This window comes from Pantoea dispersa (genome assembly GCF_014155765.1).
Lineage (GTDB): Bacteria > Pseudomonadota > Gammaproteobacteria > Enterobacterales > Enterobacteriaceae > Pantoea > Pantoea dispersa.
Genome location: NZ_SCKT01000002.1, coordinates 619,818 through 636,008 on the forward strand (window position 1 = coordinate 619,818; position 16,191 = coordinate 636,008).

Here is a 16,191-nt window from a genome sequence, read left to right on the forward strand (position 1 = left end):
TCCGTTTACTCCGATGCGATGGAATCTAACCGGCGCAGGCGCTGCGCCGCCGGGTTGTGCTGCTCGCCCGGGTCGAGCGGACTGAGCAGATAACGCCACGAGATAAACGCACTCACCAGATACAGGAAGGCGTAGCCCCAAATCACCCCGAGCGTGCCGAGCAGCGCGTTGATCGCCCCGTACAGCGCCGGACCGAAGAAGGTGGACAAACCGGCGGCGAAGCAGTAAATCGCCATGGCGTTACCTTTGTCCTTCGGCTGGCACAGCGAGGAGAACAGCGCGGCGGCGGGCACGTAGCCGCACAGCGTGATGCCGTACAGGCAGGCGCAGATGACGCTGAGCACAAAGCTGCCGTGGCTCCACTGCGGCACAAAGTACATCAGCAGCATCGAGACGCCGGAACCGAGGCCGCCGAACACCGTCAGCACTTTGCGCCAGCCGATGCGGTCGCTCAGCTTGCCGACGATCGGATTAAAGCTCATGCCCACCAGTCCCATGATGGTGATTAGGCTGAGGTATTCGGTCTGGGAAAAGCCAATCTGTTCGGTGAAAAAGCCCGGCAGAAAAATAAAGAAGCCGAAGTAGGGCGTGGTGTTGATGATGCGCACCACTGCCGCGGCAGCGATGCGCGGCTCACGCCACAGAATATCGATGCCGCCCATTAGCGTGCGCAGCGTGCCCTGCTGACGATGTTCGGCATCCAGCAGCGACTGATAACCGCTGCGCTCTTTCAGCGCCAGCAGCATCACCAGCAAACCGATCGCCACCAGACCCAGCGACAGCCAGAAGGTGGCGTATTCGCCCACCAGGCGGATAGAGAAGATCGCTACCAGCGAACCGAGCGTCGGCAGCCCGCCGGTAAACGCCAGCCAGAACCAGCCGGTGGCGGAGCCGCGCATCTCCGCCGGGGCCGCCGACTGAATCCACACCAGAAAGGCGTAGGCAAACATCGGATAAGCCACGCCGCGCAGGCCATAAGTTAGCGCCAGCAGCAGCACGCTGTGCGACGGCAGCGCCACGGCCAGGAACAGCACTTCAAACACAATCCAGATCAGGCCGCCCGCCAGCATCACTTTACGCGGGCCGATCAGCGTTGACAGCGAACCGGCCAGCCATGAGCCCAGCGTGACGGTGACGCCGTAAAAGGCGATTACCCAGGCAGCGATATTCAGGGAGAAGCCGTTTTCGTGCAGATAGGGCGCGAGATAGTTGGACTCGACGCCGTCGCCAATCATAAACAGCAGGACCGCCAGATAGCCCCAGGCCAGCGCGGGCGGAATGCCGAGGCGGATCAGCCACGGATGGGTTGCAGGTGATGTTGTCATTATGTTTTCTCTGTAGGGTTGGTGTCAGCACAGCCAGATAAAGCGCTCGCCCGGCATTATCAGAACGTTTTTTACCGGGATAGCCCGAACGGGTTGTTATTAGCAGGGACTCTAAAGCACGGCAGGCGCGCAGGATGGCGCAACCATCACAGAAGTCAGTAAACACTGTTTAGTAAGATGAGCGCGGATGAAGCGAAAGGAGGCCGCGTGAAAACCGTCGGACTGAATAATTTCCAGGTGCGTAAGCACAATAAAGCGCTGTTTATGCAGCTGATGTGGCGTCATAAACGTCTGAGCAAATCGCAGCTGGCGCAACTCAGCGGCCTGACCATACCGGCAGCCAGCAAGATTTTGCAGGAGCTGCTGGAGCAGGGCCACGTGCAGCACTCCAGCGCCACGCTGAGCACGCGCGGCAACAGCAACGGCAGTTTTCAGCTGCCAGCGCAAGGCGCGTGGACGCTGTGCCTGTGCGTCAAGCCGACCAGCATTGAACTGCAGCTGGCGGATGCGCAGCTGGTGGCGCAGGGCGACTATCAGCAAATCAGCATCAACGCGCAGACGCCAGAGAAGCTGCTGGCAGAGATTGAAACGGTGTGGCGCGCGACCTGTAAACGCTGGCCGAAGCGGCAGATTAATCTGGCGCTGGCGGTGCACGGGCAGGTCGATCCGGTAACCGGCGTCTCGCAGCATATGCCGCAGGCGGCGTGGCGCACCCCGCTGCAGCTGAAGTTTCTGCTGGAGGAGAAGCTGGCGGTTGACGTCCGCGTCGATAACGACTGCGTGATGCTGGCGCTGGCGGAAAAGTGGCTGAACCGCAATGTGCTGGCCGAATTCTGCGTCATCAATGTCGATTACGGCATCGGCTCATCGTTTGTCATCAACGGCGAGATCTTTCGCGGCAACCTGTACGGCAGCGGGCAGATTGGCCACACCATTATTGATCCGCACGGGGAGCGCTGTAACTGCGGACGGCAGGGCTGCCTGGAGACGGTCGCCTCGCTCAGCACGCTTAAGCGGCTGGCGCATCAGCGCGCGCCGCAGGCGTTGCAGCCCACCAGCCGTCAGCTGCTGGCCGCCTGGCAGGCCGGCGAGCCGTGGATCGTCGAGTGGGCGCAGCGCAGCGCGGAAGCCATCGGCATGAGTCTGTACAATTTCCTTAATACGCTGAATATCAATCAAATCTGGCTGTACGGTCGCAGCTGTACTTTTGGTGAGAGCTGGCTGCAGACCATTGTGCACCAGATTGATTTCAACCCCTTCGATCCGCGCGATGCGCTGAAAAGCAAAGCCACCAACGTGCATTTTGGTCAGCTGGATCGCGCCCGTCAGGTCCTCGGCATCGGTTATCTCTATGTCGAGGCCGATCCCGGTACGGCGTAGTTTACTAAACTCCTGTTACTAAAATCTGTGAGGGCCTGAACTTTCACCCTGCAGTATCGGTGGTGTGATAGCCGCACTTTGACCCTGGTGCGGAGAGTGGCCGTGAACAATCATCAACATCTGAATATGCGTTACGTGTGGAGCATCTGTCTGGTGGCAGCCTGCGGCGGTTTGCTGTTTGGCTATGACTGGGTGGTGATTGGCGGGGCCAAACCCTTCTATGAGGCCTGGTTCAACGTCACCGATCCGGCGGCATCCGGCTGGGCGATGAGTTCGGCGCTGGTGGGCTGCGTGTTTGGCGCGCTGGTGTCCGGCTGGTCAGCGGACAAGCTGGGGCGGCGGCTGCCGTTGATCGTCGCCGCACTGCTGTTTGTGGTGTCGGCGATCGGCACCGCGCTGGCCAGCAGCTTTACGCTGTTTGTCTGGTGGCGCATTCTCGGCGGCGTCGGCATTGGTATCGCCTCGGCGCTAAGCCCGATGTACATCGCGGAGATCAGCCCGGCAGACAAGCGCGGCAAGTTTGTCGCGGTTAACCAGCTGACAATCGTTATTGGCGTGCTGACGGCGCAGCTGGTCAACCTGATGATTGCCGATCCGGTCGTCGGCGCATCAACCCATGCGGCGCTGCGTGAAACCTGGAACGGTCAGGTTGGCTGGCGCTGGATGTTCGCCTCGGCTGCCGTGCCGTCGCTGGCGTTTCTGCTGCTGATGATGTGGGTGCCGGAATCACCGCGCTGGCTGATGCTGGTGGGCCAGCCGCAGCGCGCGCTGGCGATGCTGAATAAAATTGGTTCGTGTGCTTATGCGCAGCAGACGCAGCGCGAGATTGCCCGCGCGCTGGAACAGGATCGCCAGCAAACGCGCGCCCGCGCCGGCTCGCTGCTGGCTCCGCGCACGCTGCCGATTGTCATCACCGGCATCGTGCTGGCGATTTTCCAGCAGTGGTGCGGTATCAACGTGATTTTCAATTATGCGCAGGAGATTTTTGCTTCGGCTGGTTTCGATATCAACGGTACGCTGAAGTCGATCGTGGCCACCGGCCTGATCAATTTGCTGGCAACAGTGCTGGCGCTGCCGCTGGTGGACCGGCTCGGTCGCCGCAAACTGATGCTGATCGGCGCCGGAGGACTGACGCTGTGTTATGCACTGATCGCCGGTGCCTACACGCTGGGCATCACCGGCTGGCCGGTGCTGATTCTGGTACTGGCGGCGATTGCGGTTTATGCGCTGACGCTGGCACCGGTCACCTGGGTGCTGCTGGCGGAAATTTTCCCCAACCGGATTCGCGGTCTGGCGATGTCCGTCGCCACGCTGGCGCTGTGGATTGCCTGTTTTGTGCTGACTTATACCTTTCCCATCCTCAATGCCGGACTTGGTGCAGCGGGCAGCTTTATGCTGTATGGCGTGATTTGTGCGGCGGGCTTTGTCTTTGTGCTGCGTCGCGTGCCGGAGACCAAAGGCATATCGCTGGAGCAGCTGGAGCAGCAGCTCACCGCTGGCGAGCCGGCAGCGGTGGCAGGTGAGCATTCGCTGCGTTAACCGCAGCCATGCTTCAGGCAGAAAGCCGGTGCGCCGGGCGGCGCACCGGTACAATACCCGCTTACACCTGCGCCATACCGCCATCGACAAACAGTTCGGCTGCATTAATAAAGCTGGCGGCGTCGGAGGCGAGAAACGCCACCACCTTGCCAATCTCTCCCGGCTCACCCAGACGACCGAGCGGTACCTGCGCGGCTAGCGCATCGAACAGCCCCTGGCGCTGATCTTCCGGCACCAGGCCGCCTAAGCCTGGCGTCTGTACCGGGCCAGGGCTCACCACGTTAATGCGGATGCCGCGATCTTTCACGTCCAGCGCCCACGAGCGGGCAAAGTTACGCACCGCCGCTTTACTGGCGCTGTAAACGCTGAAGCCCGGCGTACCCTGAATTGCGGCGGTGGAGCCGGTGAGAATCACCGATGCCTTATCGCTCAGCAGCGGCAGCGCTTTCTGCACGGTGAACATCACGCCGCGGACGTTGGTGCTGAAGATACGATCAAAATGTTCTTCTGTGATGGCCCCCAGCGGCAGCATGTCGCCGCCACCGGCGTTGGCAAACAGAATATCCAGCCGGCCGGCCTGGCGCGCAATCTGCGCATAGACGGCGTCGAGATCGCTTAACTGTGCCGCATCGGCGCGAATGCCGGTGGCGGTGGCGCCGATGCTGGCGACGGCTGCATCCAGCTCAGCCTGACGACGACCGGTGATAAACACGCGTGCGCCCTGTGCCGCCAGTTCCTGAGCAGTGGCGAGGCCAATACCGGAGGTGCCGCCGGTCACTAAAGCAATTTTGTCTTGCAGAATCAGGTTCATAGTATGTACTCCACAGTTGATCAGGTTAAGTGGTGACGGCCTTGCCGTCGCTGAAGTGCACTGTAGCGCTGCCGCTTTTACGGATAAATGGTGTAAAATCGAAAGGACTATTTCTCTGGGTGGATAATCAGGTTAGGGGTAACAATGGATCAATTGCTGGCAATCCGGGCGTTTGCCCGCGTGGTCGAGGCAGGTAACTTTACCCGGGCGGCCAATTCACTGGATATGCCTAACGCCACCCTGAGTAAGCTGGTGCAGGAGCTGGAAGCGCATCTCGGCGTGCGTCTGTTGCAGCGCACCACGCGCCGGGTCACGGTGACGGCAGAAGGGCGCGATTACTACGAGCGGGCGCTGCGCATCGTGCGCGATCTGGAAGATATCGATTGTGCGTTCAATAGCGTCACGGCAAAGCCGCGCGGTCAGCTGCGTATGGATATCGGCGGTTCAACGGCGCGTGATGTACTGCTGCCGGCGCTGCCCGATTTTGTCGCCCGGTTTCCCGATATCACCCTGGACCTTGGCGTGTCCGATCGCACCGTGGATCTCATCAGTGATAACGTGGACTGCGTAGTGCGCGGCGGTCCGCTGAGCGATTCGTCACTGGTGGCACGGCACTTAGGCAATGCGCAAATGATCACCTGTGCCACGCCCGGCTATCTGCGGACCTACGGCATTCCGGCGTATCCGCAGGAGCTGAACAATGGCCACCGCATCATCAGCTATCTGTCGCCGCAGAGCGGGCGCGCGTTCCGCTGCGCTTTCGCCATGGTGAAGAGCGAATCGAGATCAAGACCGCGCACCGCGTTGGCGTCAATGAGAGCAACGCGCACCTTGCCGCGGCGGTGGCGGGTCTGGGCATCATTCAGACGTTCCGTTACGCTGCGGCCGCGGATTTGCAGGCCGGACGGCTGGTGGAGATCCTCGCCGACTGGCGTCCGTCCGACTATCCGTTCCACGTGGTCTATCCGCAGAGCCGCCATCTCACCCAGCGCCTGCGGGTGCTGATCGACTGGCTGCGTGAGGTGTTTCCGCAACGGCTGAATGGATGACAGGGTGTAAACAATCTGTTAACGTTTGGCCTCAACCCCATGCTACAGGCGCGTTTATGACACTCTCTGCTGATTCCGCATCGTCATCTGACTTTCGCCTGTATGCGCCTTGCTGCCCGCCACCTCCGGCACGCGTTGTGATTCGCTAAGTATCGAACTTTCTGCGCCTCGCTTAGCGAGCGCGCTAACAACGTTTGTTTCAGGAGCAATGCTATGCGTTCTTCTTCTTCGCTGACTTCGCAGGCAGCGACGTCAGGCTTTGTGCTGCTGTGGGGCAGCGCAGCCATTTTCTCGCGTCTCGGGCTGGATAATGCCTCACCGCTGGCACTGCTGGTGGTGCGTTTTAGCATCGCGCTGGTCGCACTGTTGCTGGTGGGACTGTTTCGCCGCCGCTGGCTGCCGCAGCCCGGTACGCGCCCGCGCGTGATGCTGACCGGCCTGGTGTTGATCGGCGCTTATTCGCTGTGTTATTTCCAGGCGATGGCGGAGGGCGTGACGCCAGGGCTGATCGCCACCATCATGGGCATCCAGCCTATTCTGACGCTGTGCCTGGTGGAGCGGCGTTTGCCGGGCAGGCGCTTGCTGGGCTTAACGGTCGCGCTGGCGGGGCTGATACTGCTGGTGTGGCGCAGTCTGGCGGCGTCGCAGCTGCCGCTCAGCGGCGTGCTGTTTGCGCTGGCCGCGCTGCTGTGCATGACCTTCGGTGCCATCATGCAGCAGCGGGTGACGCAGCATCCGGCGCAGGTGCTGCCGCTGCAGTACGGCGTGAGTTTACTGCTGTGCCTGCTGTTGCTGCCGGTTAAACCTTTTCATGTCAGCTTCACGCTACATTTCTGGCTGGCCGCGCTGTTCCTCGGCGTGATGATCTCCGTGGTGGCCCAGCTGCTGCTGTATCGCTTACTGAGCGCGGGCAGTATCGTTAACGTCACCAGCCTGTTTTATCTGGTGCCGGTGATTACCGCGCTGCTCGACTATCTGCTGCTGGGTAACCGACTGCCGTGGCTGAGCCTGCTGGGCATGGCGGCGATTCTGGCGGGTATCCTGCTGGTGTTTCGTGCGCCACAGCCTTCACGTTAACATCATGCCCCGCCAGCCGGCGGGGCATTTCAGCCATGATCGGTCAGCGCCTGTGCGGCGCAAATTAATGCCAGATGGCTGAGGCCCTGCGGCATATTGCCGCGCCATTCGTCACTGCGCACATCAAACATTTCGTTGAAAGTTTCCACGTTGCCGCGCTGGCACAGTTTGCCGAGAATCTGCTGCATGGCGTTCTCGGCGCGCGTGCATTCTCCCAGCGCCGCCCAGGCTTCCACCAGCCAGAACGAGCAGGCGATAAAAGTGCTCTCTTCCTGTTCCGTGCCGCTGTAGCGATACAGCATGGCGCTACCGTGCCCCAGTTCCTGCTCAATGGCACGGTAGGTGGCCTGCATACGTGCCGGGTTGACGCGGCTGCCATAGGGATGCACCAGCGCCAGCGCAGCGTCCAGCCTGCCGTTGCTGTCGGGATAAAACACATACGCCTGTTTCTCTTCGTTCCAGCAGTGCGCTTCAATCCAGCTGCTGATGCGGTCGCGCTCGCGCTGCCAGCGTTTCAGCCAGGTCGGTTCAATGTGGCGCGCTTCGGCCAGCGCCACGGCACGGTCGAGGGCCAGCCAGCAGGCCATCTTTGAATGGGTATAGTGCTGCTGTTCCGGCAGTTCCCAGATACCGCTGTCTTTCAGCCGCCATAAATCGGCACAGTGGTTAGCCAGCGCACCCAGCATGCGCGAGGTGGCTAAATCCAGCACGTGCCCGGCGCGTATAAATAGCTCGGCGGTGGCAAGCATATCGCCGTACATGCTCAGCTGCAGCTGGTCGCGGGCGTTGTTGCCCACGCGTACCGGCTGGGAATGATGATAGCCACGCAGCGGCACGAAGCGTTCGGCAGGCACTTCGTCGCCTTCCAGCGTGTAGCAGGTGCGCAGCGCGGTACCATGGCGAATGATGGTTTTCGACAGCCAGGAGAACGCCGCTTTACAATCTTCCAGCGCACCGAGAAAAACAAAGGCTTTGATGATCAGACAGGCATCGCGTACCCATGCATAGCGGTAGTCATAATTCTTTTCCCCGTCAATGCCTTCCGGCAGCGAGGTAGTGGCTGCCGCCGCCAGCGCGCCGGTGGGGGAATACCATAAAAATTTCAGCGACAGCGCCGAGCGGCGCACGTGCTCAGCAAAGCGCCCCTGATAGCTCAGGCTTCGGGTCCAGTCGCACCAGGCGGTATGGCTGGTTTCAATCCGGGTATCGATCGCCTCCAGCGGCGGCACCGCCAGCGGTTCGCGCTCGGTGACCAGCAACGCCACTAGCGATCGACTGTCCGCAGCCGTCCGCAGCGTAGCGCTGATTTGCTCATCGTCACGCTGTTCGATCTGCCAGTCCTCGCTGGTGCGCAGCATCGCCAGCAGATCGCCAACGTGGTAGACGTCGCCCTGTTCGGTGCTGTCCTGCCACGGCGAGCGGGTTTCGGCAACGGTGCCAAAGCGCAGCGTCAGGCGCAGCGTCACTTCGCCGTCAACGCCTTCCACGCGCCGCGCCAGCTCACTCCACGGCAGACGACCAGCCAGCGTGCTGTTTAGCGATTCGGTCAGCAGTACGCTGCCGTTATCGGTAAAAAAGCGGGTTTCCAGTACGTTGCTGTCAGCACGGTAGGCGCGTTCGGTACGATAAGGGGCATCAGGTTCGATCTGGAAAAAACCGCCGATCTCGGGATCGAGCAGGCGATCAAACAGCGGGGCGGAGTCAAGGTTGGGCGCGCACCACCAGTCAATCGCGCCGTCGGGCGCGATCAGCGCCACCGACCGGCCCTCGCCGATGGCCGCGTAGTCACCGAGACGCGCGAAGCCCCGTTCGCGCACCGGCGACTGGAACGTTTGATTATTCATGGATCTTCCCTGTCAGCAGAAACGGCAGCGTGGCCGCCTGCTGGCAGCCACGTAATGCGGGTGGAATTCCCCGGTCAGACGGTACCGGTACCGCCATCGGAGCACCACACCTGACCTGAGGTGAAGCTGTTGGTGGTTTCAGCGAAGGTCACGTACAACGGCGCGATTTCAGCCGGCTGACCCGGACGCCCCAGTGGCGCGCTGGCACCAAACTTCTCGATTTTTTCCTGCGGCTGACCGCCGCACACCTGCAGCGCGGTCCAGTACGGTCCTGGTGCTACAGCATTGACGCGAATTTGCTGCTCGCCCAGCTGCTTCGCCAGCGCTTTAGTAAAGGCGGCGATCGCGGCTTTGGTTTGCGCATAATCCAGCAGGATGGCGCTCGGTTCATACGCCTGAACCGACGAGGTATTAATAATGGATGATCCGGCAGGCAGATATTCCAGTGCCGCTTTGGTGATCCAGAACATCGCATAAACATTGGTCTTAAAGGTGGCGTCAAAATCTTCCGTTGAGAGCGTACGGATAGACTCATTAAATTGCTGGCGACCGGCGTTATTCACCAGAATATCCAGGCCGTCGAGTTTTTCTGCTGCCTCTTTCACCAGCTGCTGGCAAAAAGATTCTGAGCGAATATCACCCGGAATCGCCACCGCTTTACGGCCTTCCGCTTCGATTAATTGCACCACTTCAGCGGCGTCCTGCTCCTCTTCCGGCAGGTAGTTGATCGCCACGTCTGCCCCTTCACGGGCATACGCAATGGCTACCGCGCGACCAATACCGGAGTCGCCACCGGTAATCAGCGCCTTGCGCCCGGTTAAACGGCCAGTGCCGCGATAGCTGGTTTCACCGTGATCGGGACGGGGTTCCATCTTACTGGCTAATCCCGGAATGGGCTGATGCTGCTTTTTGAATGGCGGCTTTGGATATTCCTGGGTAATCAGCGTTTTGTTAGTAAATGAAGTCATACCTATCTCCTTGTACAGTGGAACGTGTAAATTAAGCCTGGCAGAGATGTGATATTTGTCACGTCAAAAAATAAGCAGTCGCGATTTATTAAAGCGGGACGGGCGTAACTGAAATGATATTTTTAGTTACAAAATCACTAACGTAATGATTATTTTAACGCTGCGTAAGCCATGCGAGTTATTAAGCGAGTCGGCCTGCTTGCACGAAAGATATTTGTTTCTAAGCTCTAAGCATAACTTTACATAATAACCGGCGCTGGCCGGCCCGAATAATTATGAGCGATGGCTTAAACGAGGCGTTAAATGAGCGAAGCACAATGTACCATTATATTTAATGGTGAGCGCTTAAGCGGAACCGCAAATCAACCGTTAATTGATTTTCTGCAGGAGCAGGGAAAAAAACTGCCTCATGTCTGTTATCACCCGGCGCTGCCGCCGCTGCAAACCTGTGATGTTTGCTGGGTGGAGGTGGATGGCGAAGCGGTGCGCGGCTGCACGTTACGCAGCGCCGAGGGCTTACGCGTGGTCAGCCAGAGCGCGGTGCTGCAGGCGGCACAGCAGGAGGGCATGGACCGCATCCTCAATCGCCACGAACTCTACTGCACGGTATGTGAACACAATACCGGCGACTGCACGTTGCATAACACCGTCGCGGATATGCACATTCCGATTCAGTATTACCCCTACCAGCGCAAACCGGACAGCAAAGACCACAGTAATCCGTTTTATACCTACGATCCGGATCAGTGCATTCTGTGCGGACGCTGCGTGGAGGCCTGCCAGAATGTCGAGGTGAATGAGACGCTGTCGATTGATTACAACGCCGATCACCCGCGCGTGCTGTGGGATGGCGGGACGCAGATTGCCGGTTCCAGCTGCGTCAGCTGCGGGCACTGCGTGACCGTCTGTCCGTGCAACGCGCTGCTGGAAAAAACCATGCAGCCCGACGCCGGTCCCTTCACCGCGATGGATGAAGACCTGAAGCGGCCGCTGATAGATTTCGTCAAATCACTGGAAAACAGCATCGGCATGGAGCCGATCACCGGAATTTCGCTGATCGATGATGCGCTGCGCAAAGTCGAAATTAAAAAAACCAAAACCGTCTGCACCTATTGCGGTGTCGGCTGCAGTTTTGAAGTCTGGACGCGCGATCGCCATATCCTGAAAATCCAGCCGGTGGCCGATGCGCCGGTTAACGGCATCTCAACCTGTGTCAAAGGCAAATTTGGCTGGGATTTTGTGAACAGCCCGAACCGGCTGACCACGCCGCTGATTCGTGAAAACGGCCAGTTCCGCCCGGCCAGTTGGGAAGAGGCGCTACAGCGCGTGGCCGACGGCCTGCGCGCGGTGGCGCGCCAGCACGGCGGTAACGCCATTGGTTTTATTGGTTCCAGTAAAGCCAGCAATGAGGAAGCCTACCTGACGCAGAAGATCGCCCGTCTGATTTTCGGCACCAATAACGTGGACAACTCCTCGCGCTATTGCCAGAACCCGGCGACGGAAGGGCTGTTTCGCACCGTGGGCTACGGCGGCGATGCCGGTACGCTGCGCGATCTGCAGCAGACCGACCTGATCATCACCGTTGGCAGCAACCTGGCGGAAAACCACCCGGTTTTCGCGTCACATATCAAGCAGAGCCACAAACATCGCGGACAAAAGCTGCTGGTGGTCGATCCGCGCCGTCACGAAATGGCTGAGCGCGCCGACTGTTATCTGCGCATCCGTCCCGGTACCGACATGGTGTGGGCGTCGGCGATGGCGCGCTACATGTTCGATCACGGTTATGCCGATGAAGAATTCCTGCGCACGCGCGTGAATCAGGTGGCGGAATATCGCGCGTCACTGGCGCCGTTTACGCTTGAGATGGCCAGTGAAATCACCGGTCTGAGCGTGGCGCAGTTGACCGAAGCCGCCGAGATGATCGGCAACGCGGGCAGCGCCTGCCTGCTGTGGGCGATGGGCATTACGCAGCACAGCCACGGTGCGGATACCAGCACCGCGCTCTCCAATCTGCTGCTGGTCACCGGCAACTACGGCCGCCCTGGCACCGGCGGTTACCCGATGCGCGGTCACAATAATGTGCAGGGCGCCAGCGATTTTGGCTGCTTAAGCAATGTCTATCCCGGCTACGAAAAAGTGACCGATGCGCAGGTGCGGGAAAAATGGGCGCGCGCCTGGGGCGTGGCACCGGAAGCGCTTTCCGAGGAAGCCGGGCTGGATAACTTCATGATGGTGGAAGACGCGCATAAACAGCGGGTGCGCGCCATGTACATCATCGGCGAAGAGACCGCCTTTTCTGATGCGGACTCGACCAAAGTGCACGAAGCCTTTAGCCGGCTGGATTTCATGGTGGTGCAGGACATCTTCATGAGCCGTACCGCGCAGTTCGCGGATGTGGTGCTGCCCGGCTGTCCGAGCCTGGAGAAAGAGGGCACCTTCGTGAATACCGAACGGCGCATTCAGCACTTCTCGCCTGCGTTTGCGCCACTCGGCGACAGCCGGCCTGACTGGCAGATACTGACGGAGGTCGCGGCGCGTCTCGGCCATCACTGGCACTACCCGAATCCCGGCGCCATCATGGCAGAAGCTGCGGGTATCGCCGCGCTGTTTGCCGGAGTCAGCTATGAGAACCTCGTCGGCTGGCAGTCACAGCTGTGGCCGGTAAACGCCGACGGCAGCAGCACGCCGCTGCTGTACACCGAGCGTTTCGCCTTTCCTGATGGCAAAGCGCGTCTGTATCCACTGACGTGGCAGCCACCGATGGAAGCCCCCGATGAGCAGTACGATCTGCTGCTCAACAATGGACGTATGCTGGAGCATTTCCAGTCGACTAATCAGACCGGGCAGGGCGGGCGCATCAAATCGCTGTCGCCCAACTGGTTTGTTGAGATTTCGCCGCAGCTGGCGCAGGAGCGGCAATTACAGCAGGGCGACTGGGTGGAACTGCGTTCGCGCCGGGGCAGCGTAGAGGTGCCGGTGGTGGTGACCGAACGGATGGCCGGCAATGTGCTGTTCATTCCTATTCACCATGGCAAACCGGGTATTAACGGGCTGACCGGTGAACATCACGATCCCGACGTCAACACGCCCGCCTACAAGGAAATTGCGGTGATGATGCGCAAACTGGCGCATGCGCCACAGCCGCACCCGATTCCGCTGCACAACTTCCGCCACGGCCAGCGCACGCCGCTGGATCATCTGCCCGTTGAACAAAAATGGCAGCAGCCTGAATACCGGCTGCCGCCTGAACACGTTTCGCATCCGGAGAAAAGCTAATGGCCGAACCGCTGCACTATCAACCCACTCCGACGCGCACCGAACCCAGCGCGCAGGAAGCGCTGAATGAGCTGCTGGAGAATCTGCATCAGCACGGTTTCCTGCGTCTGGCTAACGACGTGGTAAAAGCCAACAATGACATCGGCAAAATCGTCGCCGCCGGGCTTAACCGGCCCGGCACGCAGAATGCGGTTCAGAACCTGTCGCTGCTGTTTATGACGCTCAGCACCGTGCCGCCAGAGCGCTTCAACCATTTGCTGCTGGCGCTACGCGATGCCCTGCTGGCGATGAAGCCGGCCAGCGACACGGCGCAGCAGGAGAAAAGCGCGCCGGGCGTCAGCGGTGTGCTCAAACTGCTAAATGATGAGGCGCTGTGGCAGGGTATCCGGCCACTGCTGGCGGCGCTGGAAACCTTCGCACGCGCCATGCAGGGTGACGAGGAGAAGCCGATCACCCGCTACAGCGGTAAGCCGAGCCGTGAGTAGCCAGGAGTGGGTGCTGCTGATCGCGCGCGGTCAGTTTGCCCTGACGATGGGCATGCACATTACTCTGGCGGCGCTGACGCTGGGGCTGGCTCCGTTTCTGGTGTGGTTTGAAGCGCGCTGGCTATGGGGCAGGCGGCCGGAAGCGCATCAGGCGCTGCACTTCTGGATCAAGGTATTCGCGCTCACCGTGGCGATTGGCACCGTCTCCGGCGTGATCATGGAGTTTCAGTTCGGCACCCACTGGTCGGTGTTTGCCAGCAAAGCGGGCGGCATTATCGGTCCGCTGATGCTGTATGAAGTGCTGATCGCTTTTTTCCTCGAGTCGGCGCTGACCGGCGTGATGCTGTTTGGCATCGATCGGGTGAAACCCGGCGTGCATTTCGCCATTACCTGTCTGGTGGCGCTCGGCGCGATTTTTAGCGCTTTCTGGATCCTCGCCGCTAACTCCTGGATGCAAACGCCGCGCGGGTTTACGCTCAATGACGCCGGTCAGTTTATGCCTGACAGCGCCTGGAGTTTGATTTCCGCGCCCTCATTTGGCTGGCGGCTGGCGCACATGCTGCTGGCCTCGTGGATCAGCGTGGCGTTTTTGCTGGGTGGCGTCGCGGCGTGGCGCCTGCTGCGTAATGCTGGCGAGGCCGCCAGCCGGCTGATGCTGCGCAGCGCGCTGATGGTGTCGCTGTGCATCCTGCCGCTGCAGATGGTGGTGGGCGATCTGCATGGCGAAAACACCCGTGACTATCAGCCCGCTAAACTGGCGGCGATCGAGGGCGGCTGGCAGCCGCCTGCGCCAGGGGAGGGCGAGCCGCTGCGGCTATTTGCGCTGCCCGATCAGGCGCAGCAGCGGAATCACGCCGAGCTGGCGATCCCGGCTATCGGTTCGCTCTACCTGCGCCATAACCTCAGCGGCCACATCAAAAGCCTGGGTGAATTCCCGCGCGACAGCCTGCCGCCGGTGCTGCCGGTGTTTTTTGCCTTTCGCCTGATGGTGGGACTGGCGCTGCTGATGCTGCTGAGCAGCCTGGCGGGCAATGTGCAGCGCTGGCGCGGCCGCCTTGATCAGTCGCGGCGCGTGCTGCGTCTGCTGGCGCTGATGTCACCGGCTGGCTTCATTGCGCTGCTGGCGGGCTGGGTGGTGACGGAGGTCGGCCGGCAGCCGTGGACGGTATACGGCATGCTACGTACCGCCGACAGCCTGGCGCCAATGTCCCTCGGCAGCAGCGTCGCCATTTTCGTGTCGGTGGTGGTGATTTACGCACTGAGTTTTGCCTTTGGCCTGTGTTATCTGCTGCGCCACCTGGCGGCACCGCTGCCGGATCCGCAGGCGACGGCGGTAGCGGAAACCATACAGACGCCAGCCTGAGGAGGGTGAGAATGTTGGTCGAACTTTCTGCGGTGCTCCTGCTGTTTGCCCTGCTGATGTATCTGGCGCTGGATGGCACGGATAGCGGCGTGGGGATGCTGCTGTACAGTTTCGACCAGCCACAAGAGCGGCAGTGGATGGTGCACAGTCTGCTGCCGCTGTGGGATGCCAATGAAACCTGGCTGGTGTTGCTGGCGGGCGGCATGCTGGCGCTGTTTCCGCCGCTGTACAGTCTGCTGTTACAAACGCTGAAAGTGCCGCTGTTTCTCTTCCTGCTGGCGCTGTTTTTGCGCGGGCTGGCGCTGGCGTATCGCGGCCAGCCTGGCGAGACCGGGCGACGCTGGCTGGACCGGCTGCTGATGTTCAGCTCGCTGCTGGCGGCGTTTCTGCCAGGCTGGATGAGCGGGTTGATGCTGGTGTCGCGTCCGCCCAGCGGGATTGTGATTGATTTTTCGCTGGTGCCGCTGCTGTGCGGTCTCGGGCTGGTGGCGGTTGATCTGCTGCTGGGCTGCTGCTGGCTGTGCTGGCGCATTGGTGAGCCGGTGGTGGAGCGGGCGCGGGCGCTGGCCATGCTGTGGTGGGTGGTGACGCTGGCTTGCTTTATCGCCGTGCTGCTGCTGGAGCCGGCGCTGTGGCAGCAGAGCTGGCAGCGCTGGCCGGGAAAAGTGTTGCTGAGCCTGTTGCCTGCGCTGTGGCTGTTGCAGCTGCTTACGCTGTGGCGGGAAGCGATGGTGGCGTTATTGATGATCACGCTGGTGCAGACGGGCGTGGTGGTCGCGGCGCTGGCGTGCGGGCTTTATCCGTGGTTGCTGCCGTGGCAGCTGGAGATGCACCAGCAGGCCTCCTCGCCGGTGACGCAGGGGTTCGTGGTGACGGGTTTATTGATTGTGTTGCCGCTGACGCTGCTGTACCACAGTTGGGCGTTCTGGGTGTTTAAGCGCCAGCCGCAGGCATAAATAAGTGTTTATAACGGTATTATTCGCTGGCACGTTTCGTAGCGGCGCGATTTATCACGCTGATCAAACCTCTGCGCCGCTGTGTTTTTGCGCAATAAATTGCGCCGCTACGATTGGT

11 protein-coding genes and 1 pseudogene are annotated in these 16,191 nt (G+C 60.6%); 8 read left to right on the forward strand and 4 right to left on the reverse strand.

Going from position 1 to position 16,191, the window contains the following annotated elements; all coding sequences use genetic code 11:
* Window positions 1-5: 5 nt before the first annotated feature.
* Window positions 6-1,325, reverse strand: coding sequence for an MFS transporter (locus tag H7K56_RS09710; protein WP_059011891.1), 1,320 nt, complete (start codon window positions 1,323-1,325; stop codon window positions 6-8).
* A 207-nt stretch (window positions 1,326-1,532) separates the two neighbouring features.
* On the opposite strand from H7K56_RS09710, the gene H7K56_RS09715 reads away from it, so the two are divergent.
* Entirely contained in the window at window positions 1,533-2,705 is a 1,173-nt protein-coding gene (locus tag H7K56_RS09715) for an ROK family protein (RefSeq protein ID WP_150360202.1), read from the forward strand.
* Window positions 2,706-2,807: 102 nt separating this feature from the next.
* A complete protein-coding gene (locus tag H7K56_RS09720; RefSeq protein ID WP_150360203.1) occupies window positions 2,808-4,244 on the forward strand; it encodes a sugar porter family MFS transporter in 1,437 nt (478 codons plus the stop codon).
* A gap of 61 nt (window positions 4,245-4,305) precedes the next feature.
* Here the strand turns inward: H7K56_RS09720 and H7K56_RS09725 are convergent, their stop codons facing one another.
* Window positions 4,306-5,055, reverse strand: a complete 750-nt coding sequence (locus H7K56_RS09725) for an SDR family oxidoreductase (RefSeq protein ID WP_150360204.1) — start codon at window positions 5,053-5,055, stop codon at window positions 4,306-4,308.
* A 144-nt stretch (window positions 5,056-5,199) separates the two neighbouring features.
* On the opposite strand from H7K56_RS09725, the pseudogene H7K56_RS09730 reads away from it, so the two are divergent.
* Both H7K56_RS09730 and H7K56_RS09735 read left to right on the forward strand, forming a co-directional pair.
* Window positions 5,200-6,104: pseudogene (locus tag H7K56_RS09730) on the forward strand (LysR family transcriptional regulator).
* A 213-nt stretch (window positions 6,105-6,317) separates the two neighbouring features.
* Window positions 6,318-7,181: a DMT family transporter gene (locus tag H7K56_RS09735; protein ID WP_021509548.1), complete on the forward strand. Its 864-nt coding sequence runs from the start codon at window positions 6,318-6,320 to the stop codon at window positions 7,179-7,181.
* 29 nt (window positions 7,182-7,210) lie between these two features.
* Here H7K56_RS09735 and H7K56_RS09740 read toward each other — a convergent pair whose 3' ends face one another.
* Window positions 7,211-9,025: a glycoside hydrolase family 15 protein gene (locus H7K56_RS09740; RefSeq protein ID WP_150360205.1), complete on the reverse strand. Its 1,815-nt coding sequence runs from the start codon at window positions 9,023-9,025 to the stop codon at window positions 7,211-7,213.
* Between the two features lie 74 nt (window positions 9,026-9,099).
* Entirely contained in the window at window positions 9,100-9,993 is an 894-nt protein-coding gene (locus tag H7K56_RS09745; protein ID WP_021509546.1) for an SDR family oxidoreductase, read from the reverse strand.
* A 303-nt stretch (window positions 9,994-10,296) separates the two neighbouring features.
* On the opposite strand from H7K56_RS09745, the gene fdhF reads away from it, so the two are divergent.
* Genes fdhF through H7K56_RS09765 form a run of 4 tightly spaced genes read left to right on the forward strand, consistent with a single transcriptional unit; the run spans window position 10,297 to window position 16,073 of the window.
* Window positions 10,297-13,269: a formate dehydrogenase subunit alpha gene (gene fdhF / locus H7K56_RS09750; RefSeq protein ID WP_150360206.1), complete on the forward strand. Its 2,973-nt coding sequence runs from the start codon at window positions 10,297-10,299 to the stop codon at window positions 13,267-13,269.
* Window positions 13,269-13,754: a DUF1641 domain-containing protein gene (locus H7K56_RS23365; RefSeq protein ID WP_150360207.1), complete on the forward strand. Its 486-nt coding sequence runs from the start codon at window positions 13,269-13,271 to the stop codon at window positions 13,752-13,754. Before fdhF ends, H7K56_RS23365 begins: the two co-directional genes overlap by 1 nt.
* Window positions 13,747-15,117 carry a cytochrome ubiquinol oxidase subunit I gene (locus tag H7K56_RS09760; RefSeq protein ID WP_150360208.1) on the forward strand — a complete coding sequence of 457 codons (1,371 nt, stop codon included), beginning with the start codon at window positions 13,747-13,749 and terminating at the stop codon, window positions 15,115-15,117. The genes H7K56_RS23365 and H7K56_RS09760 overlap by 8 nt, the downstream gene beginning before the upstream one ends.
* A gap of 11 nt (window positions 15,118-15,128) precedes the next feature.
* The gene (locus H7K56_RS09765; protein ID WP_104187202.1) at window positions 15,129-16,073 is read left to right on the forward strand and encodes a cytochrome d ubiquinol oxidase subunit II; all 945 of its coding nucleotides are present in this window, start codon (window positions 15,129-15,131) and stop codon (window positions 16,071-16,073) included.
* Window positions 16,074-16,191 lie beyond the last annotated feature (118 nt).